General features: G+C 46.0%; 16 protein-coding genes. All 16 read right to left on the bottom strand.

Annotation, left to right across the window (positions count from 1 at the left end):
- Positions 1 to 133 precede the first annotated feature (133 nt).
- The 16 genes from dacB to ACRC6Q_RS03140 all read right to left on the bottom strand — a co-directional run bounded on the left by dacB (position 134) and on the right by ACRC6Q_RS03140 (position 16,242).
- Positions 134 to 1,636 (bottom strand): D-alanyl-D-alanine carboxypeptidase/D-alanyl-D-alanine endopeptidase, encoded by a 1,503-nt coding sequence (dacB, locus tag ACRC6Q_RS03215; protein ID WP_431465801.1) that lies wholly within the window; start codon positions 1,634 to 1,636, stop codon positions 134 to 136.
- Between the two features lie 262 nt (positions 1,637 to 1,898).
- A complete protein-coding gene (locus tag ACRC6Q_RS03210) occupies positions 1,899 to 2,168 on the bottom strand; it encodes a hypothetical protein (protein ID WP_223639604.1) in 270 nt (89 codons plus the stop codon).
- 122 nt (positions 2,169 to 2,290) lie between these two features.
- Positions 2,291 to 3,214, bottom strand: coding sequence for a ribose ABC transporter substrate-binding protein RbsB (rbsB, locus tag ACRC6Q_RS03205; RefSeq protein WP_431465800.1), 924 nt, complete (start codon positions 3,212 to 3,214; stop codon positions 2,291 to 2,293).
- Positions 3,215 to 3,227: 13 nt separating this feature from the next.
- Positions 3,228 to 4,172: an ABC transporter permease subunit gene (locus tag ACRC6Q_RS03200; protein WP_263298662.1), complete on the bottom strand. Its 945-nt coding sequence runs from the start codon at positions 4,170 to 4,172 to the stop codon at positions 3,228 to 3,230.
- Entirely contained in the window at positions 4,153 to 5,655 is a 1,503-nt protein-coding gene (locus ACRC6Q_RS03195) for a sugar ABC transporter ATP-binding protein (protein ID WP_431465799.1), read from the bottom strand. Before ACRC6Q_RS03195 ends, ACRC6Q_RS03200 begins: the two co-directional genes overlap by 20 nt.
- A gap of 17 nt (positions 5,656 to 5,672) precedes the next feature.
- Positions 5,673 to 6,059: a D-ribose pyranase gene (gene rbsD, locus ACRC6Q_RS03190; protein WP_223639595.1), complete on the bottom strand. Its 387-nt coding sequence runs from the start codon at positions 6,057 to 6,059 to the stop codon at positions 5,673 to 5,675.
- Entirely contained in the window at positions 6,056 to 6,937 is an 882-nt protein-coding gene (gene rbsK, locus ACRC6Q_RS03185) for a ribokinase (protein ID WP_431465798.1), read from the bottom strand. Before rbsK ends, rbsD begins: the two co-directional genes overlap by 4 nt.
- On the bottom strand, positions 6,934 to 7,917 hold the full coding sequence (locus ACRC6Q_RS03180; RefSeq protein ID WP_223639589.1) for a LacI family DNA-binding transcriptional regulator: 984 nt from the start codon (positions 7,915 to 7,917) through the stop codon (positions 6,934 to 6,936). The genes rbsK and ACRC6Q_RS03180 overlap by 4 nt, the downstream gene beginning before the upstream one ends.
- 180 nt (positions 7,918 to 8,097) lie before the next feature.
- Complete coding sequence (locus ACRC6Q_RS03175) at positions 8,098 to 9,342, bottom strand: dicarboxylate/amino acid:cation symporter (RefSeq protein WP_223639586.1); 1,245 nt, start codon at positions 9,340 to 9,342, stop codon at positions 8,098 to 8,100.
- A 166-nt stretch (positions 9,343 to 9,508) separates the two neighbouring features.
- A complete protein-coding gene (locus tag ACRC6Q_RS03170; protein WP_431465797.1) occupies positions 9,509 to 9,883 on the bottom strand; it encodes a hypothetical protein in 375 nt (124 codons plus the stop codon).
- A gap of 85 nt (positions 9,884 to 9,968) precedes the next feature.
- Complete coding sequence (locus ACRC6Q_RS03165) at positions 9,969 to 11,372, bottom strand: MBL fold metallo-hydrolase (RefSeq protein WP_431465796.1); 1,404 nt, start codon at positions 11,370 to 11,372, stop codon at positions 9,969 to 9,971.
- A gap of 167 nt (positions 11,373 to 11,539) precedes the next feature.
- Complete coding sequence (locus ACRC6Q_RS03160) at positions 11,540 to 12,358, bottom strand: enoyl-CoA hydratase-related protein (protein ID WP_223639578.1); 819 nt, start codon at positions 12,356 to 12,358, stop codon at positions 11,540 to 11,542.
- Entirely contained in the window at positions 12,342 to 13,244 is a 903-nt protein-coding gene (locus tag ACRC6Q_RS03155; protein WP_223639575.1) for an NAD(P)H-dependent flavin oxidoreductase, read from the bottom strand. The genes ACRC6Q_RS03160 and ACRC6Q_RS03155 overlap by 17 nt, the downstream gene beginning before the upstream one ends.
- Positions 13,237 to 14,418, bottom strand: a complete 1,182-nt coding sequence (locus ACRC6Q_RS03150) for an acetyl-CoA C-acetyltransferase (RefSeq protein ID WP_223639572.1) — start codon at positions 14,416 to 14,418, stop codon at positions 13,237 to 13,239. The genes ACRC6Q_RS03155 and ACRC6Q_RS03150 overlap by 8 nt, the downstream gene beginning before the upstream one ends.
- Positions 14,415 to 14,921: a TRAP transporter small permease gene (locus tag ACRC6Q_RS03145; RefSeq protein ID WP_431465795.1), complete on the bottom strand. Its 507-nt coding sequence runs from the start codon at positions 14,919 to 14,921 to the stop codon at positions 14,415 to 14,417. The genes ACRC6Q_RS03150 and ACRC6Q_RS03145 overlap by 4 nt, the downstream gene beginning before the upstream one ends.
- A gap of 13 nt (positions 14,922 to 14,934) precedes the next feature.
- Positions 14,935 to 16,242 (bottom strand): TRAP transporter large permease, encoded by a 1,308-nt coding sequence (locus tag ACRC6Q_RS03140; protein WP_223639566.1) that lies wholly within the window; start codon positions 16,240 to 16,242, stop codon positions 14,935 to 14,937.
- Positions 16,243 to 16,280 lie beyond the last annotated feature (38 nt).

The raw sequence follows: 16,280 nt of genomic DNA, 5'->3' as shown, positions 1-16,280 counted from the left end.
TAGCCTCCTTTTATAAAAACTGAATATAATAAACATACAGAATTTGTTAATGGAATACCAGCTTATCTACGAAGTTTGTCGATTATGAATTCCATAATAAAAACGGGAAGCCTGTAAGCTTCCCGTTCTGGTCTTACCGTTCTTCACCTGATTCCGCAATTGCCGTGGCAATGGCGTCTTCGATTGGTGTGACTGATGCCAGGTCATTATTGATGATGATGGAAAAAATCAATGGCTTGCCGTCTTTGGTTGTGGCATAGCCAGACAAAGCGGATACAGCGGTCAATGTACCTGTTTTCGCTTTGACGTTATTTTGGGCTGCTGTTTCTTTCATCCGATTTCGCAATGTGCCACCGACAAATCGTTCTGCATTTCCCGCAACCGGAAGAGCATTCAGGTAGCTGCCGAACCAGGATTTGTGCTGGACTCCAAACAATAATTGTGATACTTCATTCACAGGAATCAAATTGACATGGGACATCCCAGAACCGTCACGCAGCAGAATTGTATCCGTGTTGACGCCAATTGTACCGGCTACATCCTCCATCACTTTCAACCCTGCTTCCCAGCTGCCTTCTCCTTGGGCGACGCGACCCATTTCCTTGATCAATACTTCACCATGGCCATTATTGCTGAGCTTCATGAACGGAATTGAAAACTCTGGGAGCGTCATCGACTCATGCTCGAGCAATAGTGTACTGCCTTCGGGAGTTACGCCCATTTCCAGCGTATACTTTCCGGCCCACTCGATGCCTTCAGCAAGCAAAGCATTTTCAAACAAATCCAGGGCATAGCCTGAAGGTTCATCCACGGCAATCCATTCTCGCGTCCGTGAACCTTCCGCAGGGATATTCCCTTCAACTATTATTTCGTTGGTTCCGTGCTCACGGCTGATGGAAACTGTTTTGGGCTGGCCTGCCGGCACAGTTTGCGCCTGGTTCACGATGGTTACGTAATCCGTTTCAGGTGACATGGACACTTTGGGTTCTGCGCCTGCTGAATCGCCCGGATTCACTTCAACGATAAGCGAGCCAGCATCATAATCTTCATTGGGCGATGCAGTCAAAGCGGATACTTGTGCTCCGTAATAATAAACTTCGTCCTGCCAAGTGATATCCTCTGACAGTCGGACATCGTCGTACCAAGTATCATCACCAATCAGATCACCTTTAATTTTTTCGATCCCTTGGCTTTTCAGCTCCTGCGCAAACTGCTCAAAATCTTCCTGCAACAAGGTCGGATCCCCTTTACCCTTTAAATAGAGATTGCCCTTGAGGAGCTTGCCTTTCAATGTGCCGTCCGTATGTATCTCGGTGGAGAACCGGTGGTCTTCACCCAAGGTTTCAAATGCTGCTGCAGCGGTGAAGAGCTTCATATTTGAAGCCGGTATCAACCGGGTGTCTCCAAAGTGATCGTAGATTTTTTCGCCTGTTTCCGCTTCCCTTATACTGACACCTGCCAAAGCACCATCCAACCGTTCATCCTGCAGAATCTGGTTGATTTCGCTGACCAGCGGTGCATATTCATCGTCTGCCCCTGCTGTTATTTTTTGATCAGCCAAACGAATCGGCGAAACCGCTAACACTCCTGCCAATAATAAAAATACACTTCCTTTTAGAATTCTTTTGCCACTCATCATTCCATCCCCTATCCCATAATATGTTAAAGAATGTACCATACTCCCCTCTAGAATTTTCAGTTAATTCATTAAATGAACCTTTAAACATAGAACTTTTTTATACTTATAGGAATATTATCCATTTAAATTTATTTATTTTTTACCAATTAATAAAACCCATAGCCTAATTCACCTACTCTATCTCATAGAAAAAGGTTCAGCGGAAACATCGAGTTTCCGCTGAACCTTTTCTTATATGTGTATTCTTATTGCCAGAGCGTCATCCGCCCCATTGCAAATCTGTTGTATAAAGCAGCCGGTCGCCTACAAAAATCCGACATTCCACTTTGCAGAAACACGATCCAATCGACACTTTGATTTCTTCATACTGGCCATCTTCGTTCTTCACTTTTCCAAACAGGCGGGAAGTTAAATGAAAACCAACCTGTTCATCCTGCAAAACTCCATCCACAAACAGTTTTTCATTGGTCCATGTATTGACGACACGGATTGTGTGCTCACCGTACTTCACTATCCATACATCTTTCATAACTTGACCTCCTGTTTCAGCTTTTGACAACAGTATAACAGAAAAAGACCACAGACCACTCAAGTCAGTCGAGTGTATCTGTGGTCCATTAAATGGTAACCGCATATCTATTCTTTATTCTCTTACTCCACCAATTCCAGCTCGACAGGAATCGATGCTTCAACTTCTTCGCCTTCAAGTGACTGGACTGCCGTTTCAACTGCCATTTCACCGATCATTTCGGGTTTTTGAGCAATGGTACCGTCTAACCGGCCTTCTTCTACAGCTTTAACTGCATCTTCGTTTGCGTCAAATCCGACAACCGCAATATCTTTTCCTGAAGCTTCAATAGCTTCAAGAGCACCTAATGCCATTTCATCGTTATGAGCAAATACTCCTGTAATGTCAGGGTTTGCCTGAAGAATGTTCTCCATGACTGATAAACCTTCAGAACGGTTGAAGTTCGCTGTTTGTTTAGCGACAACCTCAAGGCTGTCACCCGCGACATTGTTAAAACCTTCTCCACGCTCGCGTGCAGCTGAAGATCCTGAAACGCCTTCAAGTTCTGCAACCTGAGCACCTTCACCCACGATTGAAACCAAGTGTTCGCCTGCCATTTCACCGCCAGCGATGTTATCTGAAGCGATATGGGAAACCACTTCGCCGCCCGCAGCACTGCGGTCAACGGTGATGACCGGAATGTTTGCAGCATTTGCTGATTCTACTGCGGCCGCAACCGCTTCAGAGTCTACAGGATTGATCATGATCAGATCCACTTCCTGCTGGATCAAATCCTCTACATCACTTGCCTGTTTTGAAGCATTGTCCTGTGCATCCACTACCGTTAGTGTCGCACCAAGCTCTTCAGCTTTCGCTTCAGCACCTTCATTCAGTGTAACGAAAAATGGATTATTCAATGTCGAAATTGAAAACCCGATTGTGTAATCGCCGCTTGCTTCTCCGCCATCGCCACTTCCCTCTTCAGAACTTGAACCTGGAGCTTCCATTGAACAAGCCGCCAAAATCATCATTGCCATTAAAATGAACCCCAATTGCATTTTTTTCATTTTCCTGCACCCCTTATGCTGTTTTTTTACGGTCCAGAAGAACCGCTAATAATATGACTGCACCCTTCACCACTTGCTGGAAGAAGGACGGAACCCCAATCAAGTTCAAACCGTTATTCAGTACACCAATGATCAAAGCACCAATTAGCGTGCCGACGATCCATCCACGGCCACCGGTCAGGCTTGTGCCGCCTAGAACAACAGCAGCGATGGCATCAAGCTCGAACATTTCACCGGCAGTCGGCTGAGCCGAATTTAGCCGCGATGTTAAAATCAGTGAAGCTAATGCTGCCAATAACCCAAGCAACGAATATACATAGATTTTGATGCGGTCTGCATTGATCCCTGATAAGATCGAGGCTTCTTCATTGCCGCCTACTGCATAGACACGGCGCCCGAAGGTCGTCTTTTTCAATATGAAATACAAAATTGCGAAACTGACGATCATGGTTACTACCGGAATAGGAATTCCAAGGAAATAACCTTTTCCAAGCATCTGGAACGTCAGGCTGTCGCCCAATCCTGAAATAGGGCGTCCGTCTGTGTAGACCAATGTCAAACCTCGATAAATGGTCATTGTTGCCAATGTAGCGATAAACGGCGCCACTTTACCTTTTGCAATAATGATTCCGTTAATTGCGCCCAGAACTGCCCCAAGCAAAAGCCCAAGCAACATAGCAAAAATCGGATCTACCCCGCTTGCCATCATTCCAGCCGAAACAGCTCCAGTCAAAGCGAGAGTCGCCCCGACGGATAAGTCGATGCCTCCTGTCAGAATGACGAAAGTCATACCGAAGGCGATCAAAGCGTTGATGGAAACCTGCCGAAGGACGTTCATTAAATTGGATACCGATAAAAATCCTGGATTTAAAATGGTGATAATCACGATAATGAGGATTAATCCGATAAATGGAGCGATTTTTTGTAAAATTGATTGATTATTGGTCTTCAACTGCAAGTTTTCCACCTCCTGTAGCAAAATGCATAATTCGTTCCTGTGTCATTTCGTTTTTCGCTAAATCAGCTGTTATTTTTCCTTCGTGCATCACCAGGACGCGATCAGCCATGCCGATCACTTCCGGCAGTTCTGAAGAAATCATTAGAATCGCCACACCACGCTCAGCCAGTTCGTTGATGATGGAGTAAATCTCCTTTTTCGCACCGACATCAACTCCTCGTGTCGGTTCATCCAAAATCAGCAATTTCGGTTCAATGCCAAGCCATTTTGCAATCACCACTTTTTGCTGATTTCCGCCGCTTAAGGATTTCGCTGCCTGGTCAGGGCCGGATGTACGGATGCCGAGGCGTTTGACCATCGTGTCGTAAAGCTGGCGTTCCCTGTCTTTAGAAATCAAGCCGTTTTTGGATATGGCCGCAAAATTCGTCATGCTGACATTTTCCTCAACTGTAAAGTCGACAACAAGCCCTTCTGATTTCCGATCTTCCGTGACATAGCCGATGCCCATTTCTTTGGCTTTTTTTGGCGTATCAATTCTGACTTGTTTGCCGTCGAACTCGATCGTACCACTGTCCAGCTTCTTGTAGCCGAACAGCGATTGTGCCACTTCTGTACGCCCTGCTCCCATGAGCCCTGCAATAGACAGCACTTCACCTCTTCGGAGTTCAAAAGAAATATCTTCGAAACAATTTTTTCGGCTTAGGCCTTTAACAGCCAGTTTGATTTCACCGATTGTCGATTTCCGTTCCGGGTAACGTTCTCCCAGCTCCCGGCCGACCATCATTTGAACAATTTCATCGAAGGAAGTTTCGCTTATTTTTCGCTCTCCGACAAATTCACCATCGCGTAAAATGGTAATTCGGTCGCAAAGAGAAAAGATCTCTTCCATTCGGTGAGAAATATAGATGAAAGAAACACCGCGCTTCTGGAGGTCCCGGATAGTTTTGAACAAATTATCGATTTCACGGTCTGTCAGCGCTGCCGTGGGCTCATCCATGATGATCACTTCTGCATCCACTGACAATGCTTTGGCAATTTCTAAAATCTGCTGTTTGCCGACTGATAAGGAACTGGCGGGATCAGCAGGATTGATATCAAGACCCAGGTCAAGCAGAATTTGGCGCGTCTTTTTTTCCATCTGCTTGGTTTTCAATATTCCGGTGCGGCCAATGGTTTCTTCCCGTCCAAGAAATAAATTATCCGCAATCGACAGGTGAGGCAGGATGTTCAATTCCTGATGGATGACTGCAATGCCTGCCTTTTCAGCTTGTTTTGGAGAAGTGAAATGGACTTGTTCACCTTTCACTTCAATCATTCCTGAATCACGTGTGTAAATTCCGGACATCACTTTCATCAAAGTTGACTTGCCGGCGCCGTTTTCACCCATCAAAGCATGGATTTCACCTTTTTCGAGAGCAAAATGGACGTTTTTCAATACTTTATTGCCACTGAACGATTTGGAGATATCGGTCATTCTAATCATTGGATTCACCTGCCTTTTTAAAAAATAACGCCAGATCGAAGGACAATATTAGCGTATGGTGTCGCTTCCCCTGTACGGATGATCAATTTCGCCTGTTTGGTGAGTTCTTTCAGTTCATCATGTGTTAGATAGTCTGCTGTCATTTTTTCCAGGATCGCTTTTTCAACTTGAGGATTGCTGGCTGTTATTTCCCGGGCAATGAACGCCGCTTCTGCTTCGAAGTCAGCCAGTACAGCTTCCAGGATAGTCAGAAAGGCAGGCTTCCCTATAACATAAGACAAGTCCACACATGGAATGTCTTTTGGAATCGGCAAACCGCAGTCCGCAATCACCAGAAGATCCGTATGTCCAAATGACGCCAAGGCTGACGCTATGTCACGGTTGATGATGCCATGTTTCTTCATGGACGGCCACCTGCCATTCGCTCAGTTACAGCAGTCCGTTCCGGCATGCCTCCCTGGGCGCCGAACTTCTCTACGGACAAGGATGCAGCAGCATTCGCAAAACGCACAGCTTCTTCAAAAGCCTGCCCTTCTGACAGTGCTGAAGCAAGTGCCCCGTTGAAGGTATCACCGGCTCCAGTGGTATCAACTGCTTTTGTAGGAAACCCTCCAACGAGGACATGTTTTTCTCCATCATAAAACTGCGCACCCTTTTGTCCGAGCGTCACTACAAGACGGTTTGGATATTCCTCTAAAGCTGCTTCCCAATCGCCGCCAAAAATTTCTTCTGCTTCTGTTTCATTGGGCGTCAGGTAGGTGCAATAAGGCAGAAGTTCAGCCGTAAATCCACTTGCCGGTGCTGGGTTCAAAATAGTGGGAACGCCTTGTTGATGGCAAATCTCCAGAGTCCGTTGAATAACAGGAATCGGCATTTCCAATTGCATCATCACCAAGTCGCTTGCAGCGAGTTGATCCGTTAACGCGTCGATTTCTTCCGTTGTGACGCTATGGTTTGCTCCTGGCACCACGATTATGCGATTATCGCCTTCGGACAGAAGAATATTGGCGATGCCGCTGGCACCATCAATCTGTTTGACGTGCTCTACTTGAATCCCCTCTTCTTTCAACCCTGCCAACAGCTCACTCCCGAAGGCATCCTGCCCAACAGCTCCGATCATATGGACACCGCTCCCAAGCCTTGCAGCTGCCACCGCCTGATTGGCGCCTTTGCCGCCAGGAACTGTCGTATAAAGGTTCCCTAAAGCTGTTTCTCCTTGTTTTGGAAAACGGTCTGTTTGTACGACCAGATCCATATTGATGCTGCCTACTACTGTTATCATTCCAACACACTCCTTGTTGTTCCACGAATGACCAATTTCACGGGAACTTCATAAAAACTTTGATCGATTTTTTTGTTTTCAATTTGTTTGATCAGGACACGGGTTGCAACTGCGCCCATCTTATAAACATCCTGAGCGACTGTCGTCAATCCGGGCGACAGCATCTCGCCCATTGCCACGCCATCAAAGCCGACAATCTGCAAGTCATCAGGTACGTGTTTTCCAATCGTACTTGCCGCTTTTAAAGCACCAGCCGCTGAAACGTCACTGCTGGCAAAGATGCCATCGATTGTTGGATCCGTCTCTAATGCACGTTCCACAATCTTCTGTGAATCAGCGAAGTGGAAGGGGCTGGTCACTACCCGGTAATGCACATCCGAATTTTGAATTGCTTCCATAAACCCTTCATATCGGTCGTTCGCCGGATTCAATTCTTCAGGTCCTCGGAGGAACAGGATATTTCGGCATCCTCTTTCCAGCAAAGCATTCGTTCCCATGACCGCTCCTTCTCTGTTGTTTGAGGAGACAGTCGGAATTTTCTCGTTAATCGCCCGGTCAAGTGCCACAATCGGCACATTGGCATTGGCATAATGCGGTGCATCAAGCTGATTGGACGTCACGATAAAACCCGCAATGTATTTTTTCTTTAAAGTTTCAATATAGTTCTTTTCTTTTTCGGGATCTTCATCCGAATTGCACAGCACCACTGTGTACCCATAAGTCAAAGCCACATCTTCAACGGCCCGCGCAAGTTCCGGAAAGAAAGGGTTGGTGATGTCCGGCAAAATCAAGCCGATTAAGTTCGATTTCTTCGTATTCAATGAACGCGCGACCGGATTCAACTCATATTGCAGTTCTTCAACTGCGGCGGTTACTGCTTTGGCAGCTTCTGTACTGACGTATCCACTGTCATTTAAAAACCTGGAAACCGTAGCCACGGAGACCCCTGCTTTTTTCGCTACATCTTTAATAGTGGTCATAAAAAACGACTCCGTTCTCTCCCTGATGTGTAACCGGTTACACATAATATATATTGTTAAGGTTTTGTTGTCAATGTGAACATTTTCCAGTTGTTTGAATTTTTTTTACATGAAAATCCGTGTTTTCTGCTATAGATAGACAAAAAGGATTCCCGCATCGCTGCGAAAATCCTTTTCTCATTAAGCGTTCATATTTTCCATTCGTAATTCTCTATCTTTTTCAGTTTCCGCCACATAAACTGCACATGCCGCATCTCCTGAGATGTTTACTGCCGTACGCGTCATATCCAATAAGCGATCGATTCCGATTACAAGACCAATACCTTCTGGCGGAAGACCCACACTCCCCAATACCATGGCCAGCATAATCAATCCAACGCCTGGCACACCTGCTGTACCAATGCTTGCCAATACGGCGGTGAGAACGACTGTCGCAAGATCTACTGCAGATAATTCAATGCCATAAGCCTGGGCAATAAACATTGTTGCAACCCCTTGCATAATAGCAGTTCCATCCATGTTGATCGTAGCACCCAGAGGCTGTACAAAAGAACTGACAGACTTAGACACGCCTAATTTTTCTTGCGCCACTTCCATTGAAATCGGCAAAGTCGCTGTACTGCTCGATGTACTAAATCCGACGCTCATTGCAGGAGCAAAGTTTTTAAAAAACCAAATTGGGCTTTTCTTCGCCAGAAATTTAATGGTTCCCCCATAAGTGAAGATTGCATGAACCAAAAGAGCTGCCAGAATAACGAGCATATAAGAACCCATCGCTTTCATTGCTGAGAACCCCTGAGATCCTACAGCTGTTGCGATTAAGCCAAATGTGCCGTAAGGAGCGAATTTCATAACAATGCCCACCAGGTACATCATGACGTCATTGCCCTGTTCAAACAAATGAACTAGACCTTTGGTTTTTTCGCCAAGAGCCGTCAAAGCCAAACCAATGAAGACAGCAAACACGATGATCTGCAGCATATTGCCTTCCCCTAAAGCTGCAATTGGATTTGTTGGAATCATATTCAACAACGTTTCTCCGACAGATGGTGCTTTTTCTGCTTCAAACTCCGCACTTGTCAGATCAAAATCGCCGGCAAGTCCAGGCTGAATAACAGCCGCCAACGACAACCCAATTAAGATTGCAATAGTGGTGGTCACAAGAAAATAACTGACCGTCTTAATGCCAATCCGCCCTAATTTAGCCGGATCGCCCAACCCTGCTGTTCCCAGAATGATCGAAAATAGAACAAGTGGAACAACCAGCATATTAATTAAACTTAAAAATATTTGGCCAAGCGGCACAAATAAATATGTATTCAACGCTTCAAATGAGCCGGACGCAAATAAGTTGATCAATAATCCAACCACTGCTCCCAACACAAGTCCAGTCAGTACTTTTGCTGTCAATCCAGGTTTTTTCATTCATTTCCCTCTTTCGTTTCTAGACATAAAAACATTTTATAGGAAAGTATATATTGGTGACAAGCTTTAAGTGATTCACCGAATCTACTGTGTTTTCAAAATAAAATCACTATTTTAAAATACAATAAACCTGTGTAAACGGGAATCCGTTTACACAGGTTTAAGGTTAACAGCATGCGGTATGCATTTTGTCTTTACGGTTTTCGTTCATTAAACTATAGCTGGCCACATTGAATCCTTTTTGATGGAGCAGGCGGGCTGCTAAATTTTTTTCCAATTGATTTTCTGCAATCAGGTGAATCGGCTTTTTCGGTATTTCCTGATAGCCTCTGGTAAAATAGGAAATCGGCAGATTAAAGGCCTCAGGAATCGGCTCTTTATCGGATACATTATAGGCGCGGACATCCAGCAATGTGTATAAGTAGCTGTCCACACGATCCAGCTGCTCCGGTTTGACTCCATGAACCGGAACATGTCTTTTATAAGCTCCATAGGCCACCATCGAAACTGGGACCCCAATCAGCATTATACTCGTTATCATTTTATTTCTCCTTCTATAATATATGAGGTGCATATAGTTTTATACCTGGAGATTTTACACAGCCTCGTGTTGAATATCAAAAAAATTAAACCGTCATTTCTTCTTTCCATTTTGAATAGCCACCGGTCAGGTTCACCAAGTTGTCGATCCCATTCGCTTTGAGGATGCTGGCTGCAATTGCAGAACGTGCACCTGCCTCACACTGAACGATTACTGTTTTGTCTGTCTCGACTTCTTCCAGACGGTTCTTCAATGTACCGATCATAATATGGCCGGCTTCTTCAATATGGCCTTCTTCATATTCAGTTTGGCTCCGGACATCCAATACATAGCCTTCTCCATCTTCAATGAGCTCTTTAGCCTGTCCCGGTGTCACGTTTTGGTAGGTATCCAAATGCTCTGCTTCATTGATCGTCTTCGAAACATCGGCATAGCCTGCTACATGATCGATGCCGATGGAATGCAGAACCTCAAGAACCTGATCCAAGGATTCCGGCTCCAGCAACAGATAAAGCGGCTTTTTATAATCGGTAATCCATCCGGCCCAATTGGCAAAAGATTTGTTGAACGGAATATTGATTGTTCCTGGAATATAGCCATTGCTGAATGAAGGGGCAGAACGCAAATCCAGAACCTGGTGGCCATCAGCAATCAATGCCTCAAGCTCTTTGACTGAACTGATAACTTTCGGCTCCGGGAGATCTTTCACTAGTTCCACACCTGTTTTATTCACAGCTTTCATGACCGCAAAATAATAAGGCGGTTCTGGTTGTCCATCCAACAGTTCTTTTTGGAATGCTTGTGCATCATCATACTGCAATGCCCAGTTGAACAGCTTCTCATAACCGACAGTAGTCGATGGCACAGCGCCGAGTGCTTTCCCGCAGGCACTTCCTGCTCCGTGGGCCGGCCATACTTGAAGATAGTCCGGTAGCTTTTTAAAGCGTTGAAGTGACTCGAACAACTCTTTTGCCCCCGCTTCAGAAGTCCCCTGTATGCCTGCCGCCTTTTCGAGCAGGTCAGGTCTTCCCACATCGCCGACAAATACAAAGTCTCCAGTGAAAATACCCATTGCTTTATCCGCTGAACCGCCACGGTCCGTCAATAAGAATGAAATGCTTTCAGGCGTGTGGCCCGGTGTATGCATCACTTCAAACACCAGATTGCCGATTTTGAACTGGTCGCCGTGCTTCAGTAATTGATGATTCAGGTGATCGATATTCTGATATTTCCAATCCGCATCGCCTTCATCAGACAAATACAAGGTGGCTCCGAAACGATTCGCCAATTCACGCGAACCTGAAACAAAGTCAGCATGGATATGCGTTTCAAGCGCTCCGACAATATTCAGATTTTCTTTTGCTGCGAGCTCTTCGTAGGCTTCAATATTGCGCATCGGATCTATTACCACTGCTTCCCCGGTCGCCTGGCAACCTACTACATATGAAGCGTGCGCTAAATTTTCGTCATAGAAATATCGTAATAACATCTCATCAATTCCCTTCAGCATTTTTTATTAACCTCAATATACCACCAGGGGTATACAGTGTACACTATTCTGCTTATGGAGAAGCAACTTGCGCTTATTTGCAAAAAAAAAAAATTGGATCCGAATGCCACTTTCATGACGTTTGGATCCAACTCTAGTTTGATTTTTTACTTTTTCTTCTCAAAAAACTCCGGCAATTCACTGGCCTTCATCGGGAATTCCGCTTTGCGCTTGTCGACAAATGACTGGATGCCTTCATCCGCATCCGCATTCTGACCAGCCCAGTGCAGAAATTTGGATTCAACCAAATGGGACTCAAGCGGATGATCCTGCCCCAACATCTTCCACAGCAGCTGACGGGTAAAGCTATTTGAAGTGGCCGCTGTGTTTTCGGCAATTTCCCGAGCAATTTCATAAGCCTTAGCGAGTGGATCTTCTGATTCGTATTGCATCAACCCGGTTTCCACTGCTTCGGCAGTCGGTATGTAACGGCCGGTCAACGTCCATTCGAGCGCTTTGCCGATTCCCACCACTCTTGGCAGGAACCAACCCGAGGCCGCCTCGGGACCAATACCGCGCCGGCCGAAGACAAAACCAATCTTCGTGTCTTTTTTGACAATCCGAATGTCCATCGGCAAAGTCATTGTCATGCCGATTCCGACAGCCGGTCCATTGATCGCTGCAATGATCGGCTTGTTGACTTCGTATACTTGAAGGCTGACCTGGCCGCCGAGGTCCCGGTACTCATCGGAGGATTGCTCAGAGGAGAAAGTCGAGCCCCCTTCCGACAAATCCATACCTGCGCAGAATGCCCGGCCGCTGCCAGTCACCACAATGACACGCACGCTGTCATCGTCATTGACTTCCCGATAGAAATGCAGCAATTCCTCATTCATTTTTTCGGTATAAGCGTTCATGTTATCGGGACGATTCAAGGTTAATGTCAGAATTCCGTCCTGAAGCTCGGTTTTAATCGTTTCGTACAAGCCCAGCCACCCCTTCCTCATATTCAGCAAGCAATTGGTCCACAATTTCCTTCGTCGTCTCCCGTTTAGTGATGGTGGTGACTCCGTGGCCAGCCGACCAGATATCCCGCCAAGCTTTGGCATTCACCAAATGCGACAGATCGATTTCGTCTTTCGGCTTCAAGGTTTTCGGATCGATTCCCTGCTTCACTAAGCTGGGAATCAGCACGTTGACCGGCACTCCGCTGAAAGAATCGGTATAGAGAACATCTTCCACGGACGAGTCGATGACCATCTGCTTGTACTCTTCCGGCGCGCTGCTTTCTTCCGCGGCTAGAAAACGTGTACCCATATAGGCATAATCGGCTCCCATCAACTTAGCTGCAGCCACATCCGCTCCTGTAGATAAAGAGCCGGACAAAATAATCGTTCCGTTATAGAACTTTTTGACTGCTGCAATAAAAGCGAATGGATTTATTGTGCCGCCATGCCCTCCCGCTCCTGCACAAACAAGTATCAGGCCGTCCACTCCGCTGGAAGCTGCTTTTTTCGCGTGGCGGATATTGGCGACATCCGAATAGACCAGCCCCCCATACGCATGCACAATCTCGATGACATCGGTCGGAGAACCAAGAGACGTGATGACAATCGGTGGTTCGAATTGGCGGATCAATTCAAAATCCTCTTCATAGCGTTTATTCGAGCCGCGGTGGCAGATGAAATTGACTGCCCAGGGCTTTTCTCCAAGAGACTCCTTTACTTCTTTCAGCCATTCGGCACAGGTTTCGATCGGACGCGCATTCAATAGCGGAAACGACCCGATCACCCCTGCATTCGATGCTTCAATAACCATTTTAGGTGTTGACACCAAGAACATCGGTGCCACAATGACCGGCAACTTAAGCATGTTCAATCACCACCGCAATTCCCTGGCCTCCGCCAATGCACAGACTGGCCACTCCATATTTTCCGCCCCGGCGCTTCAGTTCATATGCCAAAGACAATAAGACCCGCGCACCGCTCGCACCGACCGGATGGCCCAAGGCAATCGCACCGCCGTTGACATTGACCCTTTCACGGTCCAAACCGAGCTCTTTCTCCACCGCCAAATATTGTGCGGCAAAGGCTTCATTCAGTTCAAACAAGTCAATATCATCAAGCGTCAATTCAGCCCGCTCCAATGCCTGTTTGATGGCCGGCACAGGTCCGATGCCCATGATGGTCGGATCCACTCCAACCACTCCCCAGGATACAATACGTGCCATCGGCTTGAGGCTATGCTTTTTCACCGCTTCTTCGCTAGCCACGATCAAAGATGCCGCTCCGTCGTTTATACCAGAAGCGTTGCCTGCCGTAACCGTCCCATCTTTTTTAAACGATGGCCGAAGTTTCGACAAAGCCTCCTGATTGGCATCCGGCTTGATGTGTTCGTCTTTATCAACCACGACGACGCCTTTCCGCGTTTTCACTTCGACACCGACGATCTGTTCCGCAAATGCACCGGATTCCGTTGCCCGTGCCGCTCTTTGATTTGATTCCACAGCAAAAGCATCCTGCTCCTCGCGTGAAATATCATATTGTTCCGCCAGTTTTTCTGCGGTCATTCCCATCCCGCTGCCCGTATACTGGTCTGTCAATGTTGCCGTCAGCATATCATCAAATTGCAGATTGCCCATTTTTGACTTGCTGAAGCGCTGGTCAAAACTGGAGTACGGGGACATCGACATATTCTCTGCACCTCCCGCCAGCACCAGGTCCGCCTCTCCCAACAAAATATGCTGGGCTGCCGTCACGACAGCCTGAGCGCCTGATCCGCACAAACGGTTCAAAGTCAGAGCTGGCACTTCCTTCGGTATCCCCGCTTTCAAACCGATATGGCGAGCGATATAAGCAGCATTCAAACTGGAGTGAATGACATTTCCGTAAAAAACATGGTTGATGTCCTCCGCTTTGACGTTCGATCGCTTCAAGGCCTCCACTGCTGTAGCCGCTCCAAGTTCAGTAGCATCCGTATTGGCGAATGACCCGCCGAATCCTCCAAAAGCCGTTCTTGCTCCATCTATTAAGTAGACATTATTCATATTCCAACTTCCCCTTCCTCGACTCTAGGTTTGCTGAAGAACCTTAAAATGACTTCTAATAGAACAAATAAAAACCCAATGGGCACTAAGAAATAAATAGGCCAGACCGAGACTAAGCTCCCTCCTAATGGGACAGCCATCTGGCTTTCAAAACCTGACATGGCGAACAGGAATCCATAATAGGTCAATAGAGTAAAAACGCCCAAATCAATAACAAGAATCAATATGTCATTGAACTTCTGAAAAGCTTTTGGCGTTTTTGCAATTATTTCTGACAGCCTCGGCAAAACACCTACCCAGTAGACATAACCCAATGCTGGAAAGATGGCCATGGGCATCAGGAAAAATTGAACGATTTCATAAGTTCCAGAAATCGGGCTTCCAAAAACGTTCCGCATAAAAACATCTGCTACAATAATCAACATCATCAGAAAAATGGAGATACCACTAAAATATTTTCCTGCACTTCGAAAAATACTATTTATCCTTTCCAAAATCACCATGCTTTCACCTTCCTTATCTCATCTGGCTTGGTAACCAAGTCACTAATTCCGGGAATGCAATCAATAACCCGATTACAACTACTGTTGCGACTACTGCAAAAACAGTCGAAGTTTTAAATAGCCGCTCAATAGGAATACCGGACACTCCTCCAACGGCATATACGCTGATTCCAACTGGAGGTGTAATCATTCCAACTGTACAGACAACCGTCAGCATAATCCCAAACCAGAGAGGATCTACAGCAATTGTCTCCAATATAGGCGTAATGATCGGCACAGTCATCAGAATAACCGCCACTCCCTCGATAAACATAAATAGGAAGAAGTAGAAGACCATTATAATAATTATGACTAAAGTTGGCGTTTCAAGAAGAGGCCCCAATAAATCAATGATTTTTCGAGGTACCAGAGACAACGAAATAAATCTTCCGAAAAGTGAGGCACCGATAACAATGAACATAGCCATAACTGTAATTTTTGTTGTTTCAACCAAGGAGGTTCTCAGAAAATCCAAATTCAGTTTCCCCAGTAATGCAGCCATGATTAAGGCTATAAATGCACCTACAGCGCCTGCTTCCGTAGGAGAAAAAATACCAAGGTAAATTCCTCCGAAAATAGAGATGCCCATCAATGAGCCAAGAATCGTTACCACAATATAACGGGAAACCGGCACGTCATCGCTGACAAATGTTTTTGAAGCAGCATTCAGTGCTTCCCGATTCATCCGCAAATAGAAGATTGCAACTACAGAAAAGACCAGCATAAGCAAAAGGCCTGGGATGAGTGCCGCAGTAAACAAAGATCCAATTGATATTTGCGCCACCACTCCATACAGAATCAGAATGACACTCGGAGGAATGATGGCAGAAAGCGAACCGGCTGCGGCTGCAATCGTTCCAGCCAAGTGGTCCGGATACCCTCTTTTTTGAAGCTCCGGCACAGCAATCTGTCCGAGCGCAGCAGAAGTTGCCGTTCCAGATCCGGATACTCCACCCAATAACCCTCCCAGCAGAATGGTCATCACGCCCAAAGGTCCTGGCCTTCCACGTGATATGGTATACATCAAACTGTACAAATCTTTGACAATGCCGGCCTGCATGACAAATTGGGCCATTAAAATGTACAGTGGAATTGTAGTCAATGCATAGCTGGCTGTTCTGGTGAATGGTTCATTCTGCAAAAAACCACTTAAAAGATCCATCCCGCCAATCAGAAAAATCCCTAATATACCGATTGAAAACATTAAGGAGCTGATATATTGGCCAGCGATCAAAAAATAAAGAAAAAGAACAAGCGAGATGATAATTATAATATTTTCCATAGACAAGTTCCCCCTAACTTTAAAAAAGGAGCACAGAG

The sequence above is a fragment of the Planococcus sp. SE5232 genome, assembly GCF_050686535.1.
In the GTDB taxonomy this organism is placed as follows: domain Bacteria; phylum Bacillota; class Bacilli; order Bacillales_A; family Planococcaceae; genus Planococcus.
This window is presented reverse-complemented; position numbering and strand designations above follow the sequence as displayed.

What these genes read in the sequence shown, in the direction of transcription:
- dacB (WP_431465801.1), bottom strand. Translation starts at nt 1,636, where the DNA reads ATGAGTGGCAAAAGAATTCTAAAAGGAAGTGTATTTTTATTATTGGCA.
- ACRC6Q_RS03210 (WP_223639604.1), bottom strand. Translation starts at nt 2,168, where the DNA reads ATGAAAGATGTATGGATAGTGAAGTACGGTGAGCACACAATCCGTGTC.
- rbsB (WP_431465800.1), bottom strand. Translation starts at nt 3,214, where the DNA reads ATGAAAAAAATGCAATTGGGGTTCATTTTAATGGCAATGATGATTTTG.
- ACRC6Q_RS03195 (WP_431465799.1), bottom strand. Translation starts at nt 5,655, where the DNA reads ATGATTAGAATGACCGATATCTCCAAATCGTTCAGTGGCAATAAAGTA.
- rbsD (WP_223639595.1), bottom strand. Translation starts at nt 6,059, where the DNA reads ATGAAGAAACATGGCATCATCAACCGTGACATAGCGTCAGCCTTGGCG.
- rbsK (WP_431465798.1), bottom strand. Translation starts at nt 6,937, where the DNA reads ATGATAACAGTAGTAGGCAGCATCAATATGGATCTGGTCGTACAAACA.
- ACRC6Q_RS03180 (WP_223639589.1), bottom strand. Translation starts at nt 7,917, where the DNA reads ATGACCACTATTAAAGATGTAGCGAAAAAAGCAGGGGTCTCCGTGGCT.
- ACRC6Q_RS03175 (WP_223639586.1), bottom strand. Translation starts at nt 9,342, where the DNA reads ATGAAAAAACCTGGATTGACAGCAAAAGTACTGACTGGACTTGTGTTG.
- ACRC6Q_RS03170 (WP_431465797.1), bottom strand. Translation starts at nt 9,883, where the DNA reads ATGATAACGAGTATAATGCTGATTGGGGTCCCAGTTTCGATGGTGGCC.
- ACRC6Q_RS03165 (WP_431465796.1), bottom strand. Translation starts at nt 11,372, where the DNA reads ATGTTATTACGATATTTCTATGACGAAAATTTAGCGCACGCTTCATAT.
- ACRC6Q_RS03155 (WP_223639575.1), bottom strand. Translation starts at nt 13,244, where the DNA reads ATGCTTAAGTTGCCGGTCATTGTGGCACCGATGTTCTTGGTGTCAACA.
- ACRC6Q_RS03150 (WP_223639572.1), bottom strand. Translation starts at nt 14,418, where the DNA reads ATGAATAATGTCTACTTAATAGATGGAGCAAGAACGGCTTTTGGAGGA.
- ACRC6Q_RS03145 (WP_431465795.1), bottom strand. Translation starts at nt 14,921, where the DNA reads ATGGTGATTTTGGAAAGGATAAATAGTATTTTTCGAAGTGCAGGAAAA.
- ACRC6Q_RS03140 (WP_223639566.1), bottom strand. Translation starts at nt 16,242, where the DNA reads ATGGAAAATATTATAATTATCATCTCGCTTGTTCTTTTTCTTTATTTT.